General features: G+C 44.5%; 22 protein-coding genes. 12 read left to right on the top strand and 10 right to left on the bottom strand.

Going from position 1 to position 22,320, the window contains the following annotated elements; all coding sequences use genetic code 11:
- The 3 genes from ACJ751_RS18235 to ACJ751_RS18225 all read left to right on the top strand — a co-directional run.
- A partial coding sequence (locus ACJ751_RS18235; protein ID WP_407746953.1) for a glycoside hydrolase family 28 protein occupies window positions 1-864 on the top strand: 864 nt, incomplete at its 5' end.
- A gap of 75 nt (window positions 865-939) precedes the next feature.
- Entirely contained in the window at window positions 940-1,071 is a 132-nt protein-coding gene (locus ACJ751_RS18230) for a hypothetical protein (protein WP_407746952.1), read from the top strand.
- 25 nt (window positions 1,072-1,096) lie between these two features.
- Window positions 1,097-1,498 (top strand): hypothetical protein, encoded by a 402-nt coding sequence (locus tag ACJ751_RS18225; RefSeq protein ID WP_407746951.1) that lies wholly within the window; start codon window positions 1,097-1,099, stop codon window positions 1,496-1,498.
- A 6-nt stretch (window positions 1,499-1,504) separates the two neighbouring features.
- Here the strand turns inward: ACJ751_RS18225 and ACJ751_RS18220 are convergent, their stop codons facing one another.
- From ACJ751_RS18220 to ACJ751_RS18190, 7 genes are all read right to left on the bottom strand, one after another.
- A complete protein-coding gene (locus tag ACJ751_RS18220) occupies window positions 1,505-2,200 on the bottom strand; it encodes a Uma2 family endonuclease (RefSeq protein WP_407746950.1) in 696 nt (231 codons plus the stop codon).
- Between the two features lie 34 nt (window positions 2,201-2,234).
- Window positions 2,235-2,921 carry a VIT1/CCC1 transporter family protein gene (locus ACJ751_RS18215; RefSeq protein WP_407746949.1) on the bottom strand — a complete coding sequence of 229 codons (687 nt, stop codon included), beginning with the start codon at window positions 2,919-2,921 and terminating at the stop codon, window positions 2,235-2,237.
- 3 nt (window positions 2,922-2,924) lie between these two features.
- Entirely contained in the window at window positions 2,925-4,151 is a 1,227-nt protein-coding gene (gene rocD, locus ACJ751_RS18210; protein WP_407746948.1) for an ornithine--oxo-acid transaminase, read from the bottom strand.
- Window positions 4,152-4,426: 275 nt separating this feature from the next.
- Window positions 4,427-5,290, bottom strand: coding sequence for a 4-(cytidine 5'-diphospho)-2-C-methyl-D-erythritol kinase (ispE, locus tag ACJ751_RS18205; protein WP_407746947.1), 864 nt, complete (start codon window positions 5,288-5,290; stop codon window positions 4,427-4,429).
- 81 nt (window positions 5,291-5,371) lie between these two features.
- Window positions 5,372-5,968: a bifunctional nuclease family protein gene (locus ACJ751_RS18200; RefSeq protein ID WP_407746946.1), complete on the bottom strand. Its 597-nt coding sequence runs from the start codon at window positions 5,966-5,968 to the stop codon at window positions 5,372-5,374.
- Between the two features lie 84 nt (window positions 5,969-6,052).
- On the bottom strand, window positions 6,053-7,024 hold the full coding sequence (locus ACJ751_RS18195; protein WP_407746945.1) for an electron transfer flavoprotein subunit alpha/FixB family protein: 972 nt from the start codon (window positions 7,022-7,024) through the stop codon (window positions 6,053-6,055).
- 75 nt (window positions 7,025-7,099) lie between these two features.
- Window positions 7,100-7,843 carry an electron transfer flavoprotein subunit beta/FixA family protein gene (locus ACJ751_RS18190; RefSeq protein WP_407746944.1) on the bottom strand — a complete coding sequence of 248 codons (744 nt, stop codon included), beginning with the start codon at window positions 7,841-7,843 and terminating at the stop codon, window positions 7,100-7,102.
- A gap of 111 nt (window positions 7,844-7,954) precedes the next feature.
- Between ACJ751_RS18190 and ACJ751_RS18185 the strand changes: the two genes are divergently transcribed.
- Both ACJ751_RS18185 and tilS read left to right on the top strand, forming a co-directional pair.
- Window positions 7,955-8,266: a tetratricopeptide repeat protein gene (locus ACJ751_RS18185; protein ID WP_407746943.1), complete on the top strand. Its 312-nt coding sequence runs from the start codon at window positions 7,955-7,957 to the stop codon at window positions 8,264-8,266.
- A gap of 8 nt (window positions 8,267-8,274) precedes the next feature.
- Window positions 8,275-9,702, top strand: coding sequence for a tRNA lysidine(34) synthetase TilS (gene tilS / locus ACJ751_RS18180; RefSeq protein WP_407746942.1), 1,428 nt, complete (start codon window positions 8,275-8,277; stop codon window positions 9,700-9,702).
- Here the strand turns inward: tilS and ACJ751_RS18175 are convergent.
- Window positions 9,686-10,336, bottom strand: coding sequence for a rhomboid family intramembrane serine protease (locus ACJ751_RS18175; RefSeq protein WP_407746941.1), 651 nt, complete (start codon window positions 10,334-10,336; stop codon window positions 9,686-9,688). The genes tilS and ACJ751_RS18175 overlap by 17 nt on opposite strands.
- A gap of 463 nt (window positions 10,337-10,799) precedes the next feature.
- On the opposite strand from ACJ751_RS18175, the gene ACJ751_RS18170 reads away from it, so the two are divergent.
- Window positions 10,800-12,125 carry a sigma-54-dependent transcriptional regulator gene (locus ACJ751_RS18170; protein WP_407746940.1) on the top strand — a complete coding sequence of 442 codons (1,326 nt, stop codon included), beginning with the start codon at window positions 10,800-10,802 and terminating at the stop codon, window positions 12,123-12,125.
- Window positions 12,126-12,242: 117 nt separating this feature from the next.
- Here the strand turns inward: ACJ751_RS18170 and ACJ751_RS18165 are convergent, their stop codons facing one another.
- The gene (locus ACJ751_RS18165; RefSeq protein WP_407746939.1) at window positions 12,243-14,192 is read right to left on the bottom strand and encodes a KUP/HAK/KT family potassium transporter; all 1,950 of its coding nucleotides are present in this window, start codon (window positions 14,190-14,192) and stop codon (window positions 12,243-12,245) included.
- Between the two features lie 370 nt (window positions 14,193-14,562).
- Here ACJ751_RS18165 and kdpF point away from each other — a divergent pair, with 370 nt between their 5' ends.
- From kdpF to ACJ751_RS18135, 6 genes are all read left to right on the top strand, one after another.
- The gene (gene kdpF, locus ACJ751_RS18160) at window positions 14,563-14,643 is read left to right on the top strand and encodes a K(+)-transporting ATPase subunit F (protein ID WP_014220321.1); all 81 of its coding nucleotides are present in this window, start codon (window positions 14,563-14,565) and stop codon (window positions 14,641-14,643) included.
- Between the two features lie 127 nt (window positions 14,644-14,770).
- Window positions 14,771-16,486, top strand: coding sequence for a potassium-transporting ATPase subunit KdpA (kdpA, locus tag ACJ751_RS18155; protein WP_407746938.1), 1,716 nt, complete (start codon window positions 14,771-14,773; stop codon window positions 16,484-16,486).
- A 12-nt stretch (window positions 16,487-16,498) separates the two neighbouring features.
- The gene (kdpB, locus tag ACJ751_RS18150) at window positions 16,499-18,589 is read left to right on the top strand and encodes a potassium-transporting ATPase subunit KdpB (protein WP_407746937.1); all 2,091 of its coding nucleotides are present in this window, start codon (window positions 16,499-16,501) and stop codon (window positions 18,587-18,589) included.
- Window positions 18,590-18,607: 18 nt separating this feature from the next.
- Window positions 18,608-19,177: a K(+)-transporting ATPase subunit C gene (locus ACJ751_RS18145; protein WP_407746936.1), complete on the top strand. Its 570-nt coding sequence runs from the start codon at window positions 18,608-18,610 to the stop codon at window positions 19,175-19,177.
- 33 nt (window positions 19,178-19,210) lie between these two features.
- Window positions 19,211-20,284 (top strand): sensor protein KdpD, encoded by a 1,074-nt coding sequence (locus ACJ751_RS18140; RefSeq protein ID WP_407746935.1) that lies wholly within the window; start codon window positions 19,211-19,213, stop codon window positions 20,282-20,284.
- Window positions 20,284-21,993 (top strand): ATP-binding protein, encoded by a 1,710-nt coding sequence (locus tag ACJ751_RS18135; protein ID WP_407746934.1) that lies wholly within the window; start codon window positions 20,284-20,286, stop codon window positions 21,991-21,993. The genes ACJ751_RS18140 and ACJ751_RS18135 overlap by 1 nt, the downstream gene beginning before the upstream one ends.
- 5 nt (window positions 21,994-21,998) lie before the next feature.
- Here the strand turns inward: ACJ751_RS18135 and ACJ751_RS18130 are convergent.
- On the bottom strand, window positions 21,999-22,320 hold a 322-nt coding region (locus ACJ751_RS18130; protein WP_407746933.1), incomplete at its 5' end, for a hypothetical protein.

Genomic DNA, 22,320 nt, shown 5'->3' with positions numbered 1-22,320 from the left:
CGTAATCTTTTTGTAAAGAATCCCGATTATGCGCAGAATGGCGATGGCATTGATGTGGAGAGTTGCAAAAATGTTTTGATAGAAGGCAGCACGTTCGATGTAGGCGATGATGGCATTTGTATTAAGTCGGGTAAAGATGAGGAAGGAAGAAAAAGAGGCCGGCCCACCGAGAATGTGGTTATTCGCAACAATGTTGTTTACAAAGCCCATGGCGGTTTTGTGATCGGTTCTGAAATGAGTGGCGGCGCCCGCAATATATTTGTGTATGACTGTTCTTTCATGGGTACCGATATTGGGCTTCGCTTTAAAACAGCCCGTGGCCGGGGTGGAGTAGTGGAGAATATTTATGTCAAAAATATTCGCATGAAGGATATTGTGCAGGATGCTATCCTGTTCGATATGTATTACTTCGCCAAAGCGCCGGGCGCCAATGAAAAGGTAGAAGTGCCGCCCGTAACGGAAGCCACGCCCCGGTTCCGCAATTTTCAGATTGCCGATATCGTATGCAATGGCGCCAACAGAGGCATTTTCATCAGGGGATTGCCCGAAATGAAAGTAAAAGACATCGATCTGAATAATATAGTGCTGAAAACAAACAAAGGGGCCGAGATCATCGAGGCCAGCGACATCCGGATGAAGGACCTCACTTTATTAAGCAATAATTCAATTCCGGTAGTGTATGTTGAATCGGGCTCCAATATTACCCTGAATGGTTTTAAATATTCACCCGATGCCGGGGTGGTATTTAGCATCAATGGCGACAAGAACGAAAACATCAGGGTTTCCAATGCTAACCTGTCGAACAACCGCAACAAGGTAGAGTTTAACAATGGCGCCAACCGTTCGGTGTTTATAACAGAATAAATTTTTTACCCAGGAACACAGTTCAATGGGTCACAGCAATGTGGCCCTTTTTTCCAGAACAATACCGCCCTGCCTATGACGGGTGTAATGGCCTGCTGTGCTACAGGAGCCTTGAGTGTTTTGCTGGTTGGAAGAAAGATTATTTGTCAGAAGGCCCGCCAAAATGCGGTAGAGCAGGAAGATGTGGAGATGATCAGTACGCTGTAACGGGTAATGTAGTATGTTTGCGGGTATGAAATATTCTCAATGGATTGGCATTGCGGCTGCTATTATTCTGGTTATAGCTGGTTTTTTACCCTGGACCTATCATCCCGATCTTAATAAGAATTTTACCGGTTTCTTTAGCGAAAATAATGTTTACGGTAAGCCGGGTTATGTATTCGTGATAATGTCAATTATTACCATTGTATTTTTTGCCATACAACGGATATGGGCCAAGCGTTGGAATATGTTCATTTGCGCACTCGTTTTATCCTACGCTATAAAAAGTTTTATCATGTTTTCCGGTTGTTACCGCGGAATTTGTCCCGATAAATTAGCCGGCTTATGGATCATGCTGGCTTCTGCAGTGCTTATGATGGTAATGGCGTTGTTCCCCGACATTAAATTGAAAGAGGAACCGAAGAAGAAATAGATAAACTTATTGAACGTCTTTTGCCAGGCGTGTGTCCAGGTAAATTTCTTTCATGGGAAGAAATACGTTAACAGCAGGAAGTTGAACCGTTTCCTGTAACTTATTGTATTCCTGCTTCTCCCACTGATTATGGGCGTTGATGCGAAATACTTCCACACAAATTTTTTCGGTATCAATAAGTATGTATTCTTTTAGTGTGGGTATATCGCGGTACAATTTAAATTTCTTACCCCGGTCATAATTCCTGGTGCTTTCTGATAATATCTCGATGATGATAGTAGGGTGAATAAGTGTATCTTCTTCTTTATCTGTTGTTGTCGGGGCGCCACAATAGATGGAGATATCCGGATATGTATACAACGTATTCTCTGGAATATGCATTCTCATATCGCTTCCATAAGGACGGCAGGAAGAGTATTTTAACTGTGGACGAATTTCTCCAAAGACATTTGAGAAAATAATGTTGTGCCTTTGGCCAGCGCCGGACATGGCAAATATTTCGCCTTGATAGTATTCATGCTTCATGTTAGAAGCACGTTCCATTTCAAGGTATTCTTCAACGGTATAATGTTGTTTATTGTACGACACTGCAGCTTCTTTTATTTCCCAAACTTCTCCTGCATGGTATTGATATTCCACGCCTGGTTCACGTTCCATTTGAAGAAACTCTTCAAGGGTATAGTGTTTTTTGCTGTCGTCCATTGCTCTTTCTTTCCACTAATATATAAATTTTTCTTTATTGGAATATCTTCGCCACCCCAAATGCTGCCCCCGCTGCTACAGCACCAATAAGCATTACACGTAAAGCCCCTGCCCAGGGATGAATGCCCGTCATGCGGCTTTTGAAATAGCCGAATATAAACAAACAAATTAGTGTAACCAGTACGGATATCTTCAACGCATCTACGGGTGTATTGATAAAGAAGTATGGACTCAATGGAACTAATCCGCCCACCACATATGATAAACCGATATTCATAGCAGATTTTGTGGCGCGTTTTGGATCAGGTTTATCCAATCCAAGTTCGTACTTCATCATGAAGTCGACCCATTTTTGTTTGTCCCTGGCTATTTCTTCTACAGCTTGTTTTTGTATGTCTTCGCTTAAACCTAAATTTTCAAAAAACTCCCTGACCTCTTCTTTTTCTTTTTCAGGAACCTGTTCCACTTCCCTGTATTCACGCTTTAGCTCGCTGTTATAATGATCTATTTCGGTTTTGCCTGCCAGGTAACCGCCCAGTCCCATGGCAATGGAACCGGCGGCGATCTCAGCAATACCGGCAATGACAATAATGCCGGTTGAACTAACGGCGCCGCTTAAGCCTGCAGCCAGGGCAAAAGGTACGGTGAGCCCATCGCTCATTCCAATTACAATATCAGTAAGCCATGCGGCGCTTTGTAAATGTTCTTCCTGATGTTCCATTGCTTATAAACTTTCCAGGCTCTTTTTTATGATCTGAACACACTCCATGATCTGGTCACGGTTAATAATTAACGGTGGTGCAAAACGGATCTTATCGCCATGCGTAGGTTTCGCCAGCAGCCCGTTGTCTTTTAAAGTTAAACATAAATTCCAGGCCGCGTTCTTGTCAGTATGATCAATTACAACAGCATTCAACAAACCTTTACCGCGGATAAGGGAAATATATGGTGAGGCCAAAGCCTGTAATTCTTTTCTTAATAACTCACCCATAGCCATGGCGTTTGCAGCCATGTTCTCTTCTTTCAACACCCGCAGCGATTCAATCGCCACCCGGCATGCCAGTGGATTGCCACCATAGGTAGAACCATGTTCGCCGGGGTGAATGGTTAACATAATAGGATCGTTTGCCAGTACAGCCGAAACGGGTAGGGTACCACCACTTAATGCTTTACCCAGGATTAAGATATCAGGTTGAACATGGTCATGATCGCAAGCCAGCATAAGACCTGTACGGCAAAGGCCGGTTTGTATTTCGTCGGCCATGAACAACACATTGGCTGTTTCACAATATTGTTTGGCACGCGACAGGTAACCTTCAGCGGGCAATACTACACCAGCTTCACCCTGTATAGGTTCAACCAGGAAGCCAGCTACATGGGGATCCTGTAATGCTTTTTCCAAAGCAGGCAGGTCATTGTAAGGAATAACCGTAAAGCCTGGCATATACGGACCGAACTGGTTGCGTGAAGACGGATCGGTACTGAATGAAATGACGGTACTGGTACGGCCATGAAAATTTTCGCCACATACAATGATGGTAGCTTTGTTTTCAGGAATGCCTTTTACGGCATAGCCCCAGCGCCGGCACAGTTTTATAGCTGTTTCAACTGCTTCAACCCCCGTGTTCATAGGCAGCACTTTATCATAACCAAAATAACCGGTGATGAATTCGGCATATTCGCCCAGGGCGTTGTTATAAAATGCTCTTGAAGTAAGCGTCAGTTGTTGCGCCTGCAACATAAAGGCCGCAATGATCTTTGGGTGGCAATGACCCTGATTTACGGCTGAATAGCCGCTCAGGAAATCATAATAGCGTTTGCCATCAACATCCCATACATACACACCTTCACCTTTTTCCAGCACCACAGGCAGGGGATGGTAATTATGCGCGCCATATTGCTCTTCAAGCCCGAGATAATGCTTCGTTTTTTCTGATAAAGTAGAAACCATAAACAGGTGAAATAATAAATTATAAATTAGCCGTGAGACCAGTAAAATATATTGTAAAAGGTTGACCAAACAGGCATAGGGACATGCCATTAACCTCCCGACAGGGTCGGGACGGCATTAGTTATCCTCGATGATTCAAAAAATCGAGATTATAATGAAGGAAATGTGGTATGTAGACTTTGTAATTGATAACAAAAGCTATTTGTGCAAAGATAATCAATTTAGGCGAGGGGTTAAAATGATGATTGTATTAAACTACTGAATGAATAGACAACTCATTTCAGCTCAAATACAGCGTATTGGGAAGGCCATTGCAGGGCGGGGAGCTGGTTTTTAGGGAATATGCCATAGAAACAGGACCCGCTGCCCGTCATGGAGGCGTAGAGGGCGCCACCTTCATACAATGCATCTTTGATGGCTTGCAGGGCGGGGTATTGTTTACAAACCGGCGCTTCAAAATCATTCGTCAGGCTGTTGCGCCAGCTGGCAATCGGTTGCTGAATGATTTCGGGTAAAGGTTGGGGTGATGGGGCAGGAGTGAGTTGTGAAAAAGCCCAACCGGTATTGATGTGAACCCCCGGATGCACTACCAGAAAAGAATAAGCAGACAGATCGAGTGGTATGCTTTGCAGCAATTCACCACGTCCTGTTGCATAACAGGGTTTGTTGATGATAAAGAACGGGCAATCGCTTCCAAGTTGCAGAGAGTAATCCAATAGCTTTTCACGGCTCAGGTTCAGTTGAAATTTATCGTTAAGTGCTTGCAGGGTGAAAGCGCCATCGGCAGAACCTCCCCCCAATCCGGCGCCCATGGGAATGGCCTTATGTAGGTACAGTTCAATGTCATCCAGTTGAGGATAATCCTTCTTAAGTAGATTGTATGCTTTAACACAAAGATTATCTGCTGCGGAGCCTTGCACGATCAAACCGCTCAGGTGAAGCGCAACAGGCTCGGATTGTTCTTGCCGATTGCCAGCCTGCCCCGACTTGTCGGGGATTGCCGATTGCCGTTTCACAACTTCCAGGGCGTCCCTTAAAGGCAACGGGTAAAAAACGGTTTCCAGGTCATGGTAACCATCTTCACGTTTGCGAACAACATGAAGCCCGAGATTTATTTTGCAATTGGGAAAAACAACCACCGGAAGAATTTTGTGATTTTGGGATTGCGGGATTTTGTGATTTGGTAAAATCCGGAAATCTCCAAATCGCAAGATCAGTATTTAGCCTTTTCTTTTGCGAGTGTTGATCTCGTCACGGATAGCAATGGCCCGGATGTAATCTTCCTGTTCCAACACCTCGTTCAGCAAGGTGTTCAACTCATCCAGTGTCAGTGTTTTTAAGTCGTCGGTACCGGCAGAAGATTCAGCGGCCACGGCTTCGCGGGGCTGTTTTTTCTTGCCAGATGGGTCTTCCATCAAAATACCGGCGCTTTCGAGAATATTATCGTAGGTATATATAGGACATCCGAAGCGCACGGCCAGGGCCAGCGCATCGGATGTACGAGAATCAATTTCTACAGTATCGTGTTCACTTACACAAATAAGCTTAGAATAGAAAATGCCTTCCTGCAGATCGCAGATCACGATCTCCTGAAGATCAATGTTAAAGGCATTCATGAAATTTTTCATCAGGTCATGCGTGAGCGGGCGGCTTGGATGCATTTTTTCCAAGGCCACAGCTATCGCCTGCGCCTCAAAACCACCAATTACGATGGGAAGGCGACGCAACCCGTTTACTTCTCCTAGCACCACGGCATAAGAATGAGTTTGTGTTATGCTGTGTGATAAGGCAACTATTTCCAACTCTATTTTCTTCATAACGAAAGCACGAAACTAAGGGTTTTTATTCAAAAAATGAGCCCAAATCCTTTAGCATCATTTCATTGAATATACCAGGTTAATTTATGCCATTCCTTTCAGCTTTTTTACCGCTTCCGTAATTTTGGGTACTACGTCAAATGCATCACCCACAATACCATAATCGGCCGCTTTAAAGAAGGGGGCTTCGGGGTCCTTATTTATAACCACAATCACCTTGCTTCGGTTCACTCCGGCCAGATGTTGTATGGCGCCCGAAATACCAACTGCAATATATAAATTAGGCGCAATAGTAAGACCGGTTTGTCCAACATGTTCATGGTGCGGGCGCCAGTGTTCATCCGCGACAGGACGGCTGCAGGCGGTGGCTGCACCCAGGGCATGGGCCAGGTTTTCGATCAAACCCCAGTTGTCGGGGCCTTTTAAGCCACGGCCGCCGCTTACCACAACTTCGGCTTCGCTTAACGGTACCTCGCCACTGGCCTTGTTTACCGCTTTTATTTTCACTTTTGACGCATCAACGGTTGCATTAAATGGCGCCACTTCGGCAGAACCGCTGCTGCCTTCAATCACCTGGTACGAATTGGGGTTAAGGGTAATGATCTTGATATCGGAATTGATGGTAAGATTTGCAAAAGCCTTACCTGAAAAAACGTTTTTCTTTACGGTAAAACCGTTGGTAGTCTCGGGTAAACCTACAGCGCCGGGAACCAGTCCGGCCTTAAGGCGGGCACTCAGACGCGGGGCGATAGCTTTACCATCAACGTTGTTTGAAAATATGATCACTTTTGAGCCGGCAGCTTGTGCTACCTGGGCAATTACGTTGGTAAAAACCTGTGTATCGAAGTGATTAAGGGTATCATTAGCCACATGGTGTATCTTTTTTACCCCATATTTACCAAGCGCCGATAATTGGTCGGCAGCCACAGCACCCAATACCACCCCTTCGGCAGTAGTACCTAATTGTTCTGCTACTTTTGCGCCATAGCTTAATACCTCGTAAGAAGCTTTTTTTACATGGCCATCGGCCTGATCTATGAATATTAGTACAGACATGAAGTTTAAGTTGATAAGTTAACAAGTTGAAAAGTTGACAAGGCAATTTGCTGATTGTGATTAGTCAACTTGTAATTAAATGATCTTCGCCTCTTCGTGGAGTAAGCGCACCAACTCTGCCGGGTTATCAGCAGGGATCAGTTTAACCCCGGCTTTGGCCGGTGGTAATTCAAAACTGGCCACCGTAGTGAGCGTATCGGCAGTAGCGGGTTCCAGCACTTTTAATGGTTTGGTGCGGGCGCCCATAATACCCTTCATGTTGGGGATACGTTGTTCGGCCATTCCTTTCTGACAGCTAACCACCACGGGTAAATTCACCTCACACACTTCCTCGCCACCTTCAATTTCGCGGGTAATGGTAGCGGTAGTGCCATTTAATTCAAATTTTACGGCCAGCGATACATAAGGCAGATCGAGCAGTTCGGCCACCATACCGCCAATGGAAGACCCATTGAAATCGATGGTTTCTTTGCCGGTAAAAATCAGGTCGTAGTTGCCTTGTTTGGCTACTTCGGCAATTTGCGAAGCAATGTAAAAACTATCGGTGCTGGTGGTGTTTACCCGAATGGCTTCATCGCCACCAAGGGCCAGGGCCTTGCGGATAACCGGTTCGGCATCGGCGCCACCAACATTTATAAGATGTAAGACAGTTGCAGGATCTTTTTCTTTCAGTTCGATAGCGCGAACCAGTGCATACCATTCGTCGTACGGATTGATGATCCACTGTACGTTGTCCTGCGCAAATTTCGTATTGTTATCGGTGAAAGCTATTTTTGCCGTGGTATCCGGCGTTTTGCTGATACAAACTAATATCTTCATTGGCAAATGATTTATTGGTTTCATTGGTTGTTTATGCAACCATCATGTATACAAATATAAGAGCCATAAAGATACATTTTGATATTTTATTGATTTTTTAATTGAGGCATAATGGACCGTATAACCAAACTGAAGGAATTTTTGCAGGCCAACCCCCACGACAGTTTTCTGAAACACGCACTGGCATTGGAATACGTAAAGCTGGAGGACGATAAAACAGCCCGGGAAATTTTTGAGGAAATCCTTACACAAGATCCCGGTTATATTGGTTCTTATTACCATTTGGCCAAATTATTAGAGCGTACAGGCGACACTAACGCGGCTATACAATGGTATGAAAAGGGAATGGAGGCCGCCAAAAAAGCAGGTGATAACCATGCTTATGGCGAGCTAAGAATTGCGCATGAGGAACTAACTTTTTAATTTACTGCATGAGTCTACTGCAACGATTTCAACAATACATTTCTGATAACCATCTTTTTTCACGGGGTGATACCTTACTACTGGCCGTGAGTGGTGGAGTTGATTCGGTGGCATTGTGCGAATTGTGCAAACAGGCAGGCTATTCATTTATTATTGCCCATTGCAACTTTAAGCTGAGAGGGGAGGAAAGTGAGCGCGATGCTGCTTTTGTGCAACAGCTTGCCCAACATTATAAGGTCCCGTTTTTAAAAAAGGAATTTGATACAGCGGAATTTGCAGAGAAGAATAAGTTGTCTATTCAGGAAGCTGCCAGAGAATTGAGATACGGGTGGTTTGCTGAATTGCTGAATCCAGCAATCGGTCCCATGCTTAGCCGGGAGCAATCGGCAATTCACGATTCACGATTCACGATTCACGACTTAGAACTGGAAGGCCAGCACTCAGTACTCCCTACTGTTCTCCTCACTGCGCATCACTTAGATGATAACATCGAAACCATGCTGATGCATTTTTTCCGGGGCACCGGCATTCACGGTTTGCGGGGCATGCTGCCCAAACAAGGCCACATAGTACGGCCATTATTGTTTGCCCGTAAACAGGAGTTGAAACTGTTTGCTACTGAAAATGAATTAAACTGGGTGGAAGACAGTTCTAATGCGCTTGACAAATATTCCCGAAATTATTTCCGCAACCAGCTTATTCCGCTGGTGCAGCATATTTACCCCGAAGCAGAAAATAACCTGGCGGCTAACCTGCGCCGCTTTGCCGATATGGAACAATTGTACGAACAAGCCCTTGCATTACACAAGAAAAAACTGCTGGAATATAAAGGCGAAGAAGTGCATATTCCCATCTTGAAATTGCAAAAGGCGGAACCTCTGCATTCCATTGTGTACGAGATCATCAGTGACTTTGGTTTTTCCGCAGCACAAACAGAAGAAGTGATCAGGTTGTTGGGGAGCGAATCGGGCCGCTATGTACAATCGGCTACCCATCGCATTATTAAAAACAGGCGCTGGCTTATTATTGCCGCGGCACAATTGGAACAGGCGCAAACCCTGGTAATAGACGCCGATGAAGACCGGATCGTATTTGAAAATGGCGCACTTGAATTGGAGCAGTTAAAAAACAAAAACGTTCAATTGGTCAATGACCCTGCTGTAGCTTTAATAGATCAAGGCACCTTGCAGTTCCCGTTGTTGCTTCGCAAATGGAAAAAGGGCGATTATTTTTACCCGCTTGGTTTAAAAAAGAAGAAAAAGCTTGCCCGTTTCTTTATCGATCAAAAGTTATCCATGACCGATAAAGAAAAAGTATGGGTGCTCGAAAGCAATAAGAAGATCCTGTGGGTAGTAGGCCTTCGCATCGATGACCGGTTTAAAATAACCGAATCAACCAAACAGGTATTGCGAATAAAGCTTATGAATAACGGCTAGCAAAAAAACGTACTTTTTGCATGAATTCTTCCAGCACATGGTAATCAGACAGCAGGTAACTGGTAACAAATAGAAACGCAATCCCATACAGCGCGCCAAAAATGTGGGCCGAGTGATTGATGCCACCGCCACCCCGTTTGTCGAGGTAAGAAGATATTACCAGGTATAAAATACCAAAAACAAAGGCTGGCAATCCCCATTGTGGAGGTAAAAATATCAGTCCTATTTTTTGCAATGGGTTAAGAACGATATAGGCAAAGATAACCGCCGAAATAGCGCCGGAAGCACCCAGACTTCTGTAATTACCATCGGTGCGGTGTTTTAAATAGGTAGGCACCAAACAGGCAAACAATGCCGTAATATATAATAGCAGGTAAAGCAGCTTTCCTTTCTCCTGGAACACCATTATAAAACTGCGCTCCACGCTTTCGCCAAACATATAAAACGCATACATATTAAAGATCAGGTGACCATAATCAGCGTGAATAAGTCCGCAGGTTAAAAAACGCCACCATTGTTTATCATAGGTTACGGCAGGCGGGTCAAAAATAAAATCATTGAAAACTTTACCATTTGAAAACGCAGTAATGGAAACCAGCACTGTGATAATAATAATGATCAGGGTTATGCTCATTGATTGGTATTGATGGTCAAATGTAATAAGAAACATGGTACACCCCACAAGTTGCCAGGTGCCGGAAGGGCAAAACTGGGGTATATAACCGAAAAGACTAGTGGTGATTGGTGAATTTCTTTCCCAAAAAATAGTGTTAATTCCTGTTTTGAAACAAATTCGCGTATTCCTACGCTTACAAATCTGCATTAAATGATTTATTTTCATCCTCCCATTTTGAGTTCAAGTAATTGAAAACCATTAGGTAACGACTGGTTTTGATAGGGTGGGGCAATTTTTAGGTGTCCGCCCGCTTTGGGCATGGTACGATATTGAATATATATAATATGACACGGTGCGAATGAAAAGAGGAAATAGTACACATTAAAAAGGGAATAGTCTTCATAGGTATATAAGGGCCCCCGACTTTGGTCGGGGGCTTTTTTCATTTTTTGCATGTTACCTTTAGGCATTAAATCATTATATGCCCGGCAATATTTTACTTATTGATGATGAAGAACAGCTGCGAAAATTATTAAGCCGTATCATTTCACTGGAAGGTTTTACCGTTGAGCAGGCTGGCACCCTCAAAACTGCCTGGGCGCAATTGGCGCAAAAAGAACCCGACATCGTGTTGTGCGATGTTAAACTGCCGGATGGCGATGGCGTTCGTTTTGTGAAAGAACTCAAGGAAAAATATCCCCTCATCGAGATCATATTATTAACCGCATTCGGCAATATTCAGGATGGGGTGCAGGCCATCAAAAACGGCGCATTCGATTATATTACCAAGGGCAACGATAATGATCGCATTGTACCCTTGCTGTACCAGGCCTTCGATAAGGCCACTGCGCAAAAGAGATCGGCGATAAAGATCAGGGATAAAGGAACTTACACATTTGATGATATCATTGGTCAAAGCACCCTCATAAAACAAGCTGTACAACTGGCGCAGCGTATTGCGCCCGCCAACACCAACGTATTATTATTGGGCGAAACAGGTACGGGGAAAGAAGTATTTGCCAATGCTATTCATGCACACAGTAAGCGGAGTGATAAGGCGATTGTTGCCATCAACTGCAGCGCTTTTGCCAAAGACCTGTTGGAAGGGGAATTGTTCGGTCATAAGGCCGGCGCTTATACCGGCGCCAACAAAGACAAAAAAGGGTTGGTAGAACTGGCCGATGGCGGCACCCTGTTCCTCGATGAAATAGGGGAAATGAATATTGACCTGCAGGCCAAACTGCTCCGGGTAATTGAAAATGGCGAATTCATAAAGTTGGGGGATGTAAAGACCACCAAAGTGAATGTGCGCATTATTGCGGCTACTCACAGAGACCTGAACAGAATGGTAGAGGATGGCGCCTTTCGGGAGGACCTGTATTACCGGTTGAACGTATTTGCCATTTCCCTGCCGGCATTGCGCGAACATACAGAAGATATTCCGGCCCTGGCCAATCATTTCCTGGCCTATTATGCAGCCAAAGAAAACCGCCCGATTTTACATATCCAAAAAGAAGCTTTGCAATTGTTGCAACGGCATAGCTGGAAAGGAAACATCCGCGAATTACGCAATGTGCTGGAAAGAGCCACCATTATGGCGGAAGGAGATACAATACTGTCTGAACACCTGCCTTTTGATATTCAGAAACAGGATAAAGGTTCAACCAGCCTCACCCTGGCCAGTGTAGAAAAAGATCATATTCAAAAAGTACTGCGCTATACGAATGGGAATAAAACAAAAACTGCAGTATTGCTGGGAATAGGATTGACTACTTTGTATCGAAAGATGGAGGAGTATGGATTGTGAGTGGTGAATGGTCAATGGTGAATGGTGAATGGGTTCACGAATTTCCGATTCTCGCATTAGTTATTAATCTCGCGAATCGGGTTCTATTCACCATTGACCATTCACCATTGACGATTACTACTGTCTTACCAACGGCGGATGCTGCACCGCATTCACCACCACGGGATATTTTTCAATAGTTACATTACTGGGGTCCAGTCCGAAGTTGATGGATTCCTTTACGCTCAGCCATTTGAGGTTGAAATAACTTTTCATTACAAAGTTTTTCCAGAACGACATCGCATTTTCGAACGACAGAAAACTTTCCATAACCAGGAACCGGAGATCACCGACCTTACTTTCCTGGTAATGTTGTTCACACCGGTCCGATACATCCACTTCGCGCGTTTTTACCAGCTCATTCACTACCTGTTGGAAATAGTAATCAATACGCGGTTCAATACGGAATCCAAGGTTGAATTCCACGAAGTACACGTCATTCTTTACAATGGTGTCAACATGGTAACGCATGGCATACGGTTCATCCAATACATTTACGTGTACGAACCAGTAGATGTCGGCCCGTTTGGGTGATTTAGACAGAATGGAATTGATGGCTGTCTTTTCTACTTTACGGGGCGAACCGGAACTGGTTAAATAAACCAGGTTGGTGGCATATTTAGGGATCTTTTCGTCAATGCTTAACTCCTTTAATAAAGGGATATACGTTTCTATCGGAACCATTTTCTTTAATCCATTGGTAATGGCCCGGCCTTTACGCCATACATACATCACTAAAAACAGCGCAGAACCGATCAACAGGGTTATCCAACCACCTTCTTTTACCTTTTGCAGGTTTGCCGTTAAGAACGACAACTCTATCAACAGGAACAGGCCGGTAACCAGGGTCACCCAGATCGTGGGTACACGTTTGGCATGCAGGTAGAAATTGATCAGCACGGTACTCATCAACATGGTAAGTGTAACACTCAAACCAAAGGCCGCTTCCATTTTGGAACTTTCTTTAAAGTACACCACCATACCCAAACAACCAGCCATCAATAACCAGTTCACAAAAGGAATGTATAGCTGACCTTTAATGTGACCGGGGAACAATACCCGATGACGGGGCCATATATCCAGGCGAATGGCTTCATTCACCAGGGTAAAGCAACCACTGATCAGCGCCTGGCTGGCAATGATCGTAGCCAGGGTGGCAATGATCAACGAAGGCAGGTAGATGGCGTCAGGCACTATATGATAGAACGGACTGATAGTACCTACCTCCTGACCTACGTGTTGTACCAACCAGGCAGTTTGACCGCCATAGCTCAGGATCAGCATGATCTTGATATAGATCCAGCTAACGCGAATGTTATTTCTGCCGCAGTGACCCATATCGCTGTACAGGGCTTCCGCACCTGTAGTACAAAGGAAAATGCTGCCTAATAACCAGAAACCACCCGGCACTTCTTTCAACATCACATAGGCATAGTAGGGGTTCAGGGCTTTAAACACACCTGGTTCATGGCTAAGGGCCATTACACCCAATACCCCAATAAACGTGAACCATACTACCATCACGGGACCAAACACCTTACCGATCTTATCAGTACCAAACTGCTGAAAGGTAAATAAGGCAATAAGGATCACGATCACGATTGGCACCGTGTTGATATGCGGATTTATTTTTTGCAACCCTTCAATAGCAGAAGCCACTGAAATGGGTGGGGTAATAATACCATCGGCAATTAAGAAAGCGCCACCAGCCATGGCAGGGATCAATAACCATTTACCCCAAAAACGGCGGATCAACGCATACAAAGAGAAAATACCACCTTCCCCCTTGTTATCGGCCTGCAGGGTGATGATAACGTATTTAAGTGTGGTTTGAAAAAAGAGCGTCCAGAAGATGGCGGAAAAAGCGCCAAGGGCAATATCCTTTGTAATAACGCGGTCATGGAAAACCGCATTCAATGTATATAAAGGAGACGTACCAATATCGCCAAACACAATACCTGTGGCGATCAAAATACCTGCTGCGGTAATTTTTTTGTGGAATACAGCCGGTGAAGTAGATGCACTCATTTTATTTACTGGTTTTAACCTTACCTGGAAATTTTCTTTTTCCGGGTTTAATATTAGTAGGCAACGGAGGCCAAATATTACAATGCAAGAAATGCATTTTTGTTGTAAAATCTTTCCATTTTGATAAAACACCCTTTCAAAATGGCATGGTTGTAAAAAAGAGAAAATGAACCTTTGTTAGTATAACCTTTGTATCTGATTGTTTATTAACTCCTTGTTGTTGTTACTTTCCATTCCTGTTTTACGGCACCCGGTTGGCAGTTGGTTGAGCAAAATCTAAAGCAATGTTAACACTCATCCTTTTGCTATCCGGGCTCATTTGCTTCTATGTGTTCTATAAATCTATTGACTTTTTTGAAAACATATAATTATGATCAACGCATTATTCATTTTATCGATACTGGTTTTTGGCTACCTGTTGTACGTATTAATTAAACCCGAAAAATTTTAATGGTTAATGGCCAATGGTGAATGGTGAATGGGTTTCTGAAAATTCGGAATGCCACCATTATTAAGACTGTCCGAATTGGGGCCTTTCACGTTTCACGTTTGACGTTTCACGACAATAACTCTTTAACATGAATACAGAACTATTTGGTGTGATCATCACGTTCCTGCTTTCGGTGATAGTAGCTTTTCCGCTGGGAAAATATATTGCCAAAGTATTTAAGGGAGAGCGCACCATCACCGATTTTATGAATCCGCTGGAGCGGTTCATCTTCCGGGTATCCGGTATTAACCCTAACGCCAGCATGGACTGGAAACAGTTCTTAAAGGCAATGCTCAGCATAAACCTGCTATGGTTTGTGTATGCTTTTTTTGTGCTGATCTTCCAGGACAAATTACCGCTGAACCCTGATGGCAACCCCGGGCAAACCCCTGATCTGGCTTTTAACACAGCTATCAGCTTTTTGGTAAACTGTAACCTGCAACACTACTCCGGTGAATCAGGATTAACTTATTTCACCCAGTTGGCTGTTATAACATTCTTACAGTTTGTAACAGCCGCAACCGGAATTGCCGCTTTAGTCGCCTTGTTTAATGGCCTGAAAGAAAAGACCACGAATGATCTTGGGAACTTCTGGGCTATACTGGTAAGATCAACTACACGCATCTTATTACCGCTATCATTCATCGTAGGACTTATTCTGGCTTTTAGCGGCACGCCGGCCAGTTTTGATGGCAAGGATACTATTACCACGCTGCAGGGCGATACCGTTCAGGTATCACGCGGACCCGCAGCCGGGATGATCGCTATAAAACAATTGGGAACAAATGGCGGCGGTTGGTTTGGAGCCAATTCGGCCCACCCGCTGGAGAATCCTACCTACTTTACCAATTTGGTAGAAACCGTTTGCATTGTCCTTATTGCAATGGCCCTGGTTTTTGCATTGGGTTTTTACATCAACCGTAAAAAGCTGGCGTATGTGATCTTTGGTGTAATGACCTTTTTGTGTGTGTTGTTTATTTGTATAAATGTGCATTATGAAACAGCAGGCAATCCGGAGATCGATAAAATGGGGATCGCCCAGCATCTCGGGAACATGGAGGGCAAGGAGGTACGATTTGGCTCCGCTGCTACGGCCTTGTGGAGCGTGGTTACTACTTCAACCTCGAATGGTTCGGTAAATGGTATGCATGACAGCTTAATGCCTGTATCGGGTGGCGTAGTGTTGCTTGATATGATGATCAACGCACTATATGGAGGTGTTGGCGTGGGATTGCTGAACTATTTTGTTTTTATCATTATCGCTGTATTTATATCCGGGTTGATGGTTGGACGAACGCCTGAATTTATGGGACATAAAGTGGAGGCCCGGGAAGTAAAGATCGCAACACTGGTCTGGTTGCTCACCGCATTTTTGGTTAAGGGAGGAACAGCGCTGGCAGCTTACATGGTGGCGCATCATCCCGATGTGGCCTGGGTGGTGAAACCATCGGCCTGGTTGAATAACCCCTCTTACCATGGTTTTTCAGAAATGTTGTATGAATTCACGTCGGCCAATGCCAACAATGGAAGTGGTTTTGAAGGGTTGGGCGACAACAATATATTTTGGAATGTTAGTACCGGCATTGTATTGATACTGGCCCGTTTTATACCCATTATTGGTCCCATTGCCATTGTCGGACTGTTAGCAAATAAGAAATTTATTCCTGAGTCTTCAGGTACATTGCGTACAGACTCTATTACGTTCGGTGGAATGACCCTGGCCGTTATTGTAATTGTGAATGCCCTGTCGTTTTTCCCTGCGCTGGTACTGGGTCCGCTGGCAGAATATTTTTCAATAAAATAAGTTCAACTGATCATGTCAAAAAGAAAACGCGATATAAAATTGTTTGAACCGGCCCTTGTAAATACCGCCATCAAACAATCCTTTGTAAAATTGAGCCCCCGGTTAATGATTAAGAACCCGGTGATGTTCACGGTGGAGGTAGGAACGTTTGTGATGTTGGCCGTGGTGATCTATCAACTGGGTACCCACGACCTTACGCAGGGTGCACTGTGGTATAATATGGTAGTGTTTGCCATTCTGCTCATTACCGTGTTGTTTGCCAACTTTGCCGAGGCGCTGGCTGAAGCAAGAGGAAAGGCACAAGCCGAGAGTTTGCGCAAAACAAGGGAGGAAACACCTGCTAAAATGGTGGTTTCGCCCGGTGAGATTTTCGTAAAAGAAATAAAAGCAGTACCCTCCTCACAACTTCGGTTGAACGATCGGTTTGTATGTGAAACGGGTGATGTAATACCCATGGACGGAGAGATCGTCGAGGGCATTGCTACCATTGACGAATCGGCTATTACCGGTGAATCGGCGCCGGTTATTCGGGAATCTGGTGGCGATAAATCATCAGTGACCGGTGGTACCAAAGTGCTGAGCGACCGTATTGTGGTACAGGTGACCACACAACCTGGTGAAACATTCTTAGACAAAATGATCGCACTGGTGGAAGGCGCCAGCCGGCAAAAAACGCCTAATGAAATTGCGTTGACCATTCTACTCGCAGCCTTTACGCTCATCTTTATCATTGTGTGCGTAACGCTGAAGCCATTTGCCGATTATGCCAATACGCCTATTACTATTGCTGCCTTCATTTCGCTATTCGTATGCTTGATCCCTACCACTATTGGTGGTCTGTTATCGGCCATTGGTATTGCGGGTATGGACCGCGCTTTAAGGGCGAATGTTATTTCAAAAAGTGGAAAGGCTGTTGAAACAGCTGGTGACGTGGATGTGCTTTTGCTCGATAAAACAGGTACCATTACCATCGGTAATAGAAAAGCAACAAATTTTTATCCGGCAAAAGGTGTGGGAGAAAACGAATTTATTGATATGGTGGTGTATGGCTCGCTGGCTGATGATACCCCGGAAGGAAAATCGATCGTGGAACTGGCTGCCAAACTGAGCAGCCCGAATTCAACCCTCGATCAATTCCGTCATCAGAAGTTATCTGTACAGGCTGCACCGCTCACCTTTATTAAATTTACTGCAGAAACCAGGAGCAGTGGTGTAGACTTACCTAACGGTACAAAGATCCGTAAAGGCGCATTTGACGCCATTCGCAACCTGGCGTTGAAGGCAGGGAACGGCATACCGCTGGAAGTGGAAGACAGGGTAAAGAAAATAGCCAATGACGGTGGTACACCACTTGTGGTATCAGTGAATAATGAAATAAAAGGCGTGATCGAATTGCAGGATATCATAAAACCTGGTATACAGGAACGTTTTGAACGCCTGCGTAAAATGGGGGTAAAAACGGTGATGGTTACCGGTGATAACCCGTTAACAGCAAAATATATTGCCAACAAAGCCGGTGTGGATGATTTTATTGCCGAAGCAAAACCGGAAGATAAAATGAACTACATCCGCAAGGAACAGGCATCCGGTAAACTGGTGGCCATGATGGGTGATGGTACAAACGACGCACCCGCGCTGGCACAGGCCGATGTAGGTGTGGCCATGAACAGTGGTACACAGGCTGCAAAAGAAGCCGGTAACATGGTTGACCTGGATAACGACCCTACCAAATTGATTGAAGTAGTGGAGATCGGTAAACAATTGCTGATCACGCGTGGTACCTTAACCACCTTCTCCATTGCCAACGACGTGGCCAAATATTTCGCCATCGTTCCGGCTTTGTTTATCGCTTCAATACCTGCTTTGCAACATTTGAACATTATGGGGTTGAAAAGTCCGGAGTCGGCTATATTATCAGCCATCATTTTCAACGCCATCATTATTCCAATGCTGATACCCTTAGCGTTAAAAGGTGTAGCTTATAAACCAATTGGCGCCAGCGCCCTGTTGCGGCGTAATCTGCTGATCTATGGCGTAGGTGGCGTAATAGTACCATTCATTGGTATTAAGCTGATCGATATGTTGCTGGGAGTATTCATGTAATTGATAAAAATTGTAACAATGAAAAATTTTTTGATCTCAATAAAGCTTACACTTGTTCTCATCGTTCTTTGTGCCTTCCTGTTCCCCATCCTGATTGCCATGATCAGTAAACTGGCGCCAGGTGGCGGTAAAGGGGAGACGGTGATGGCGCATGGCAGGGTAGTAGGATATGCCAGAATTGGACAAAAATTCACCGAGGATAAATTTTTCTGGGGCCGTCCTTCAGCGGTAGATTATAACGCTTCCGGTTCTGCAGGTTCCAATAAAGGTCCAACCAATCCTGATTACTTGAAAACAGTACAGGGTCGTATCGATTCATTCCTGGTACACAACCCTGGTATTAAGAAAGAAGAAATACCATCGGAAATGGTAACGGCCTCAGGTAGTGGTCTCGATCCTGATATTTCACCGGCATCAGCTTATGTGCAGGTAAAACGGGTGGCTACTGTACGGGGAATACCAGCAGATAAAGTAAAGCAATTGGTTGAGGCGCATATTGATCGTCCTTTGTTTGGAATGCTGGGACCGTCTAAGGTGAATGTGTTGAGACTGAATGTGGCGTTAGATGAAATAGGAAGTAAGAAGTAAGAGGTAAGAAGTAAGAAATTTCATCATACACAAATGGTTGTTGGTAAACTAAAGATATATATAGGTATGAGCGCCGGTGTGGGCAAAACCTACAGGATGCTACAGGAAGCGCATGACCTGCTTCGAAAGAATATAAACGTAAAGGTGGGTTATGTTGAAACGCATAACCGAAAAGAAACGCATGCCCTGGTTGAAGGCTTGCCGCTTATTCCCCGGCGACAGGTCTTTTACAAGGGCAAGCAGCTGGATGAACTGGATGTGCAGGCCGTCTTATTATTACATCCTGAAGTAGTGATCGTTGATGAACTGGCGCACAGCAATATCCCGGGCAGTAAGAATGAAAAACGCTGGCAGGATGTAATCGACATCCTGGATTCAGGTATCGACGTGATAACCGCAGTGAATATTCAGCATATTGAAAGCATCAATGTAGAGGTAAAACAAATAACCGGGGTAGAAGTAAAGGAAAGGGTGCCTGATAAGTTATTGCAACTGGCCGATGAAGTAGTGAATATCGACCTAACGGCGCAGGAATTGATTACCCGGCTACAGGAAGGAAAGATCTACGATCACAACAAAGTGCAACAGGCGCTTATGAATTTCTTTCAGCCCGAGAAGATCCTGCAGTTGCGTGAACTGGCGTTGAAAGAAGTGGCGGGCCAGGTAGAACGAAAAGTAGATTACACGGTTACCAGGAACAAAGCCTGGCAGCACGAACGTTTCCTCGCCTGCATTTCATCTTCGCATGAAGCGGCCCGGCGCATCATACGTAAAACCGGCCGGCTGGCATCCTATTACAATGCCGACTGGTTTGTTTTATATGTGCAATCACCCCGGGAAAAGCTGGATAAGATACCCCTGGCTGCCCAACGGCATTTGATAAATAACCTGAAACTGGCCACCGAACTGGGCGCCGAAGTGGTGCAGGTAAAAAGCAAACACATTGCAAACGAGATCATTCAAACCGCTATCGATAAAAAGATCACCACGATTTGTATTGGAAAACCACATTTGAATTTATTTCAGGTAATTTTGAGGACAAGCTTATTCAATCAATTGCTAAGAACCTTATCTGAAAAAGATATTGATATTATTATATTATCGTAATGGCATTAAAGCTTAAAACAAAAGTAGCCTTGGGCGTAGGTTTTCTGTTCACGTTGCTGCTGCTGGTAGGCGGCGTGGGTTTTTATTATTTTAACATGATCAGCCTGGAGTCACGGGATGTGTTGAAGGATAATAATAAAAGTGTTGAATACGGCCGTAAAATGCTCGATGCCCTGAATACCTGGGAAAAAGAACGGGGAGTGGCCCGTAAGGTGTTTGAAGAAAACCTGACCGCGCAGGAAAACAATGTTACCGAGAAAGGCGAGTTGGATGTTACCCATGCCCTGGACTATGACTATAATGCATTTTTGCAACACGATGACTCCATGCCATTGCAACTGGCACTGCAAAAGAATATCAGCCGCATCATTCAGATCAACCTCAACGCCATCAACACAAAGAACGACGTGTCGCAAAAGGCGGTTGAAAATGCCAAGGTGATCATCTTCACGATCATTACTTTTTGTTTGCTGATCGGGTTTACATTCATAGTAAACTTTCCCGGGTTGATCGCTAATCCCATCATCAAATTAACGGAAGGTATCCGGGCCATTGCCAATAAAAATTATAGCCAGCGCATTCACCTGCAACGGAGTGATGAGTTTGGTGAACTGGCCAAAGCATTTAACGATATGGCTGAGCAGCTGGATGCATACGAGCACAGCAACCTGGCGCGCATTATGTTTGAGAAGAAAAGAGCGGAGACGGTGATCAACTCGTTAAAGGATGCCAGTATTGGCATTGATAAGAATGGCACCGTGTTATTTGCCAATCAACAGGCCCTGCAATTGCTGAATATGAAAGAAGCTGATGTAGTAGGGCATGCACAGGCTGATATTCAAAAACGCAATGACCTGTTCCGGTTCCTGACCAATGAAGAGAACGGCATGCCGTTCAAGATAGTAGTGAACGATAAAGAAAACTATTTTACCAAAGAGCAGATAGATATCCAGCAGGAGCAGGAAGTAATGGGGCATGTACTTATTTTAAAGAACATCACCCCGTATAAAGAACTGGATGTGGCCAAAACCAATTTTATTGCCACCATTTCCCATGAATTAAAAACGCCGCTGGCCTCTTCAGATTTTAGTTTGCGCTTGCTGGAAGATGAGCGCATAGGACAACTGACCGCTGAACAAAAAGAACTGGTGCAAAGCCTGAAAGACGATAACCAGCGCCTGTTGCGTATACTGAGTGAATTACTCGATCTGTCACAGGTAGAAAGCGGGAAGATCCAGCTGACCCTGCAACCCGTGCCTGTAAATGATATAATCAACAAGGCATTGGCTGCAGTACAAAATGCTGCCAGGGAAAAGAACATCCAGATAAAACAACAGCTCGCTGATAAATTGCCTGTGGTACAGGCCGATGCAGAAAAAGCTGTATGGATCATCAATAATTTCCTCACTAACGCTATTCGCTATTCTGCGCAGAATGACCATATAATGGTAAAAGCAAGTCATCATAATGCGGGTTATATTGAGATAGGCGTGCAGGATTTTGGTATTGGTATCGATGCTTCCCTGCAACAAAAAGTATTCGATCGTTTTTACCGAGTGCCCGGCATTCATGAGAAAAAAGGCACTGGATTAGGACTCGCCATCAGCAAGGATTTTGCCGATGCGATGGAAGGAGAAATAGGGGTGGAGTCAACCGTTGGCAAAGGCAGTTACTTCTTTTGCCGGTTTAAAGTGGCCACCCCTGTGTGAACAGCTTAAGTGAATCTGCATACACTTAAAATAATGATCCCGCCAATAATAACGATCGAAAGCAACTGAAAAAGCGAGATCTTTTTCCGGAGGTCGGCAAATGAGACCTTTATTTCATCGTTGATCCCTTTCTTAAGCTGACCGAGATTCCGGGAGTAAAGGATCCTTACAACCAGCAGCACTACCAGCAAACCGATCTTTATCCGGAACCACAATTGCGGTCCATACACTTTATGCATCTGGGTCATCATGGCTATACCCATTAATACGGCAACACCCAGGCAAATGCCCATTATGCGGTTGTATTTGCCGGTGGTATTGAACAGG

The sequence above is a fragment of the Niastella sp. genome (assembly GCF_045805085.1).
Taxonomy (GTDB): Bacteria; Bacteroidota; Bacteroidia; order Chitinophagales; family Chitinophagaceae; genus Niastella.
This window is presented reverse-complemented; position numbering and strand designations above follow the sequence as displayed.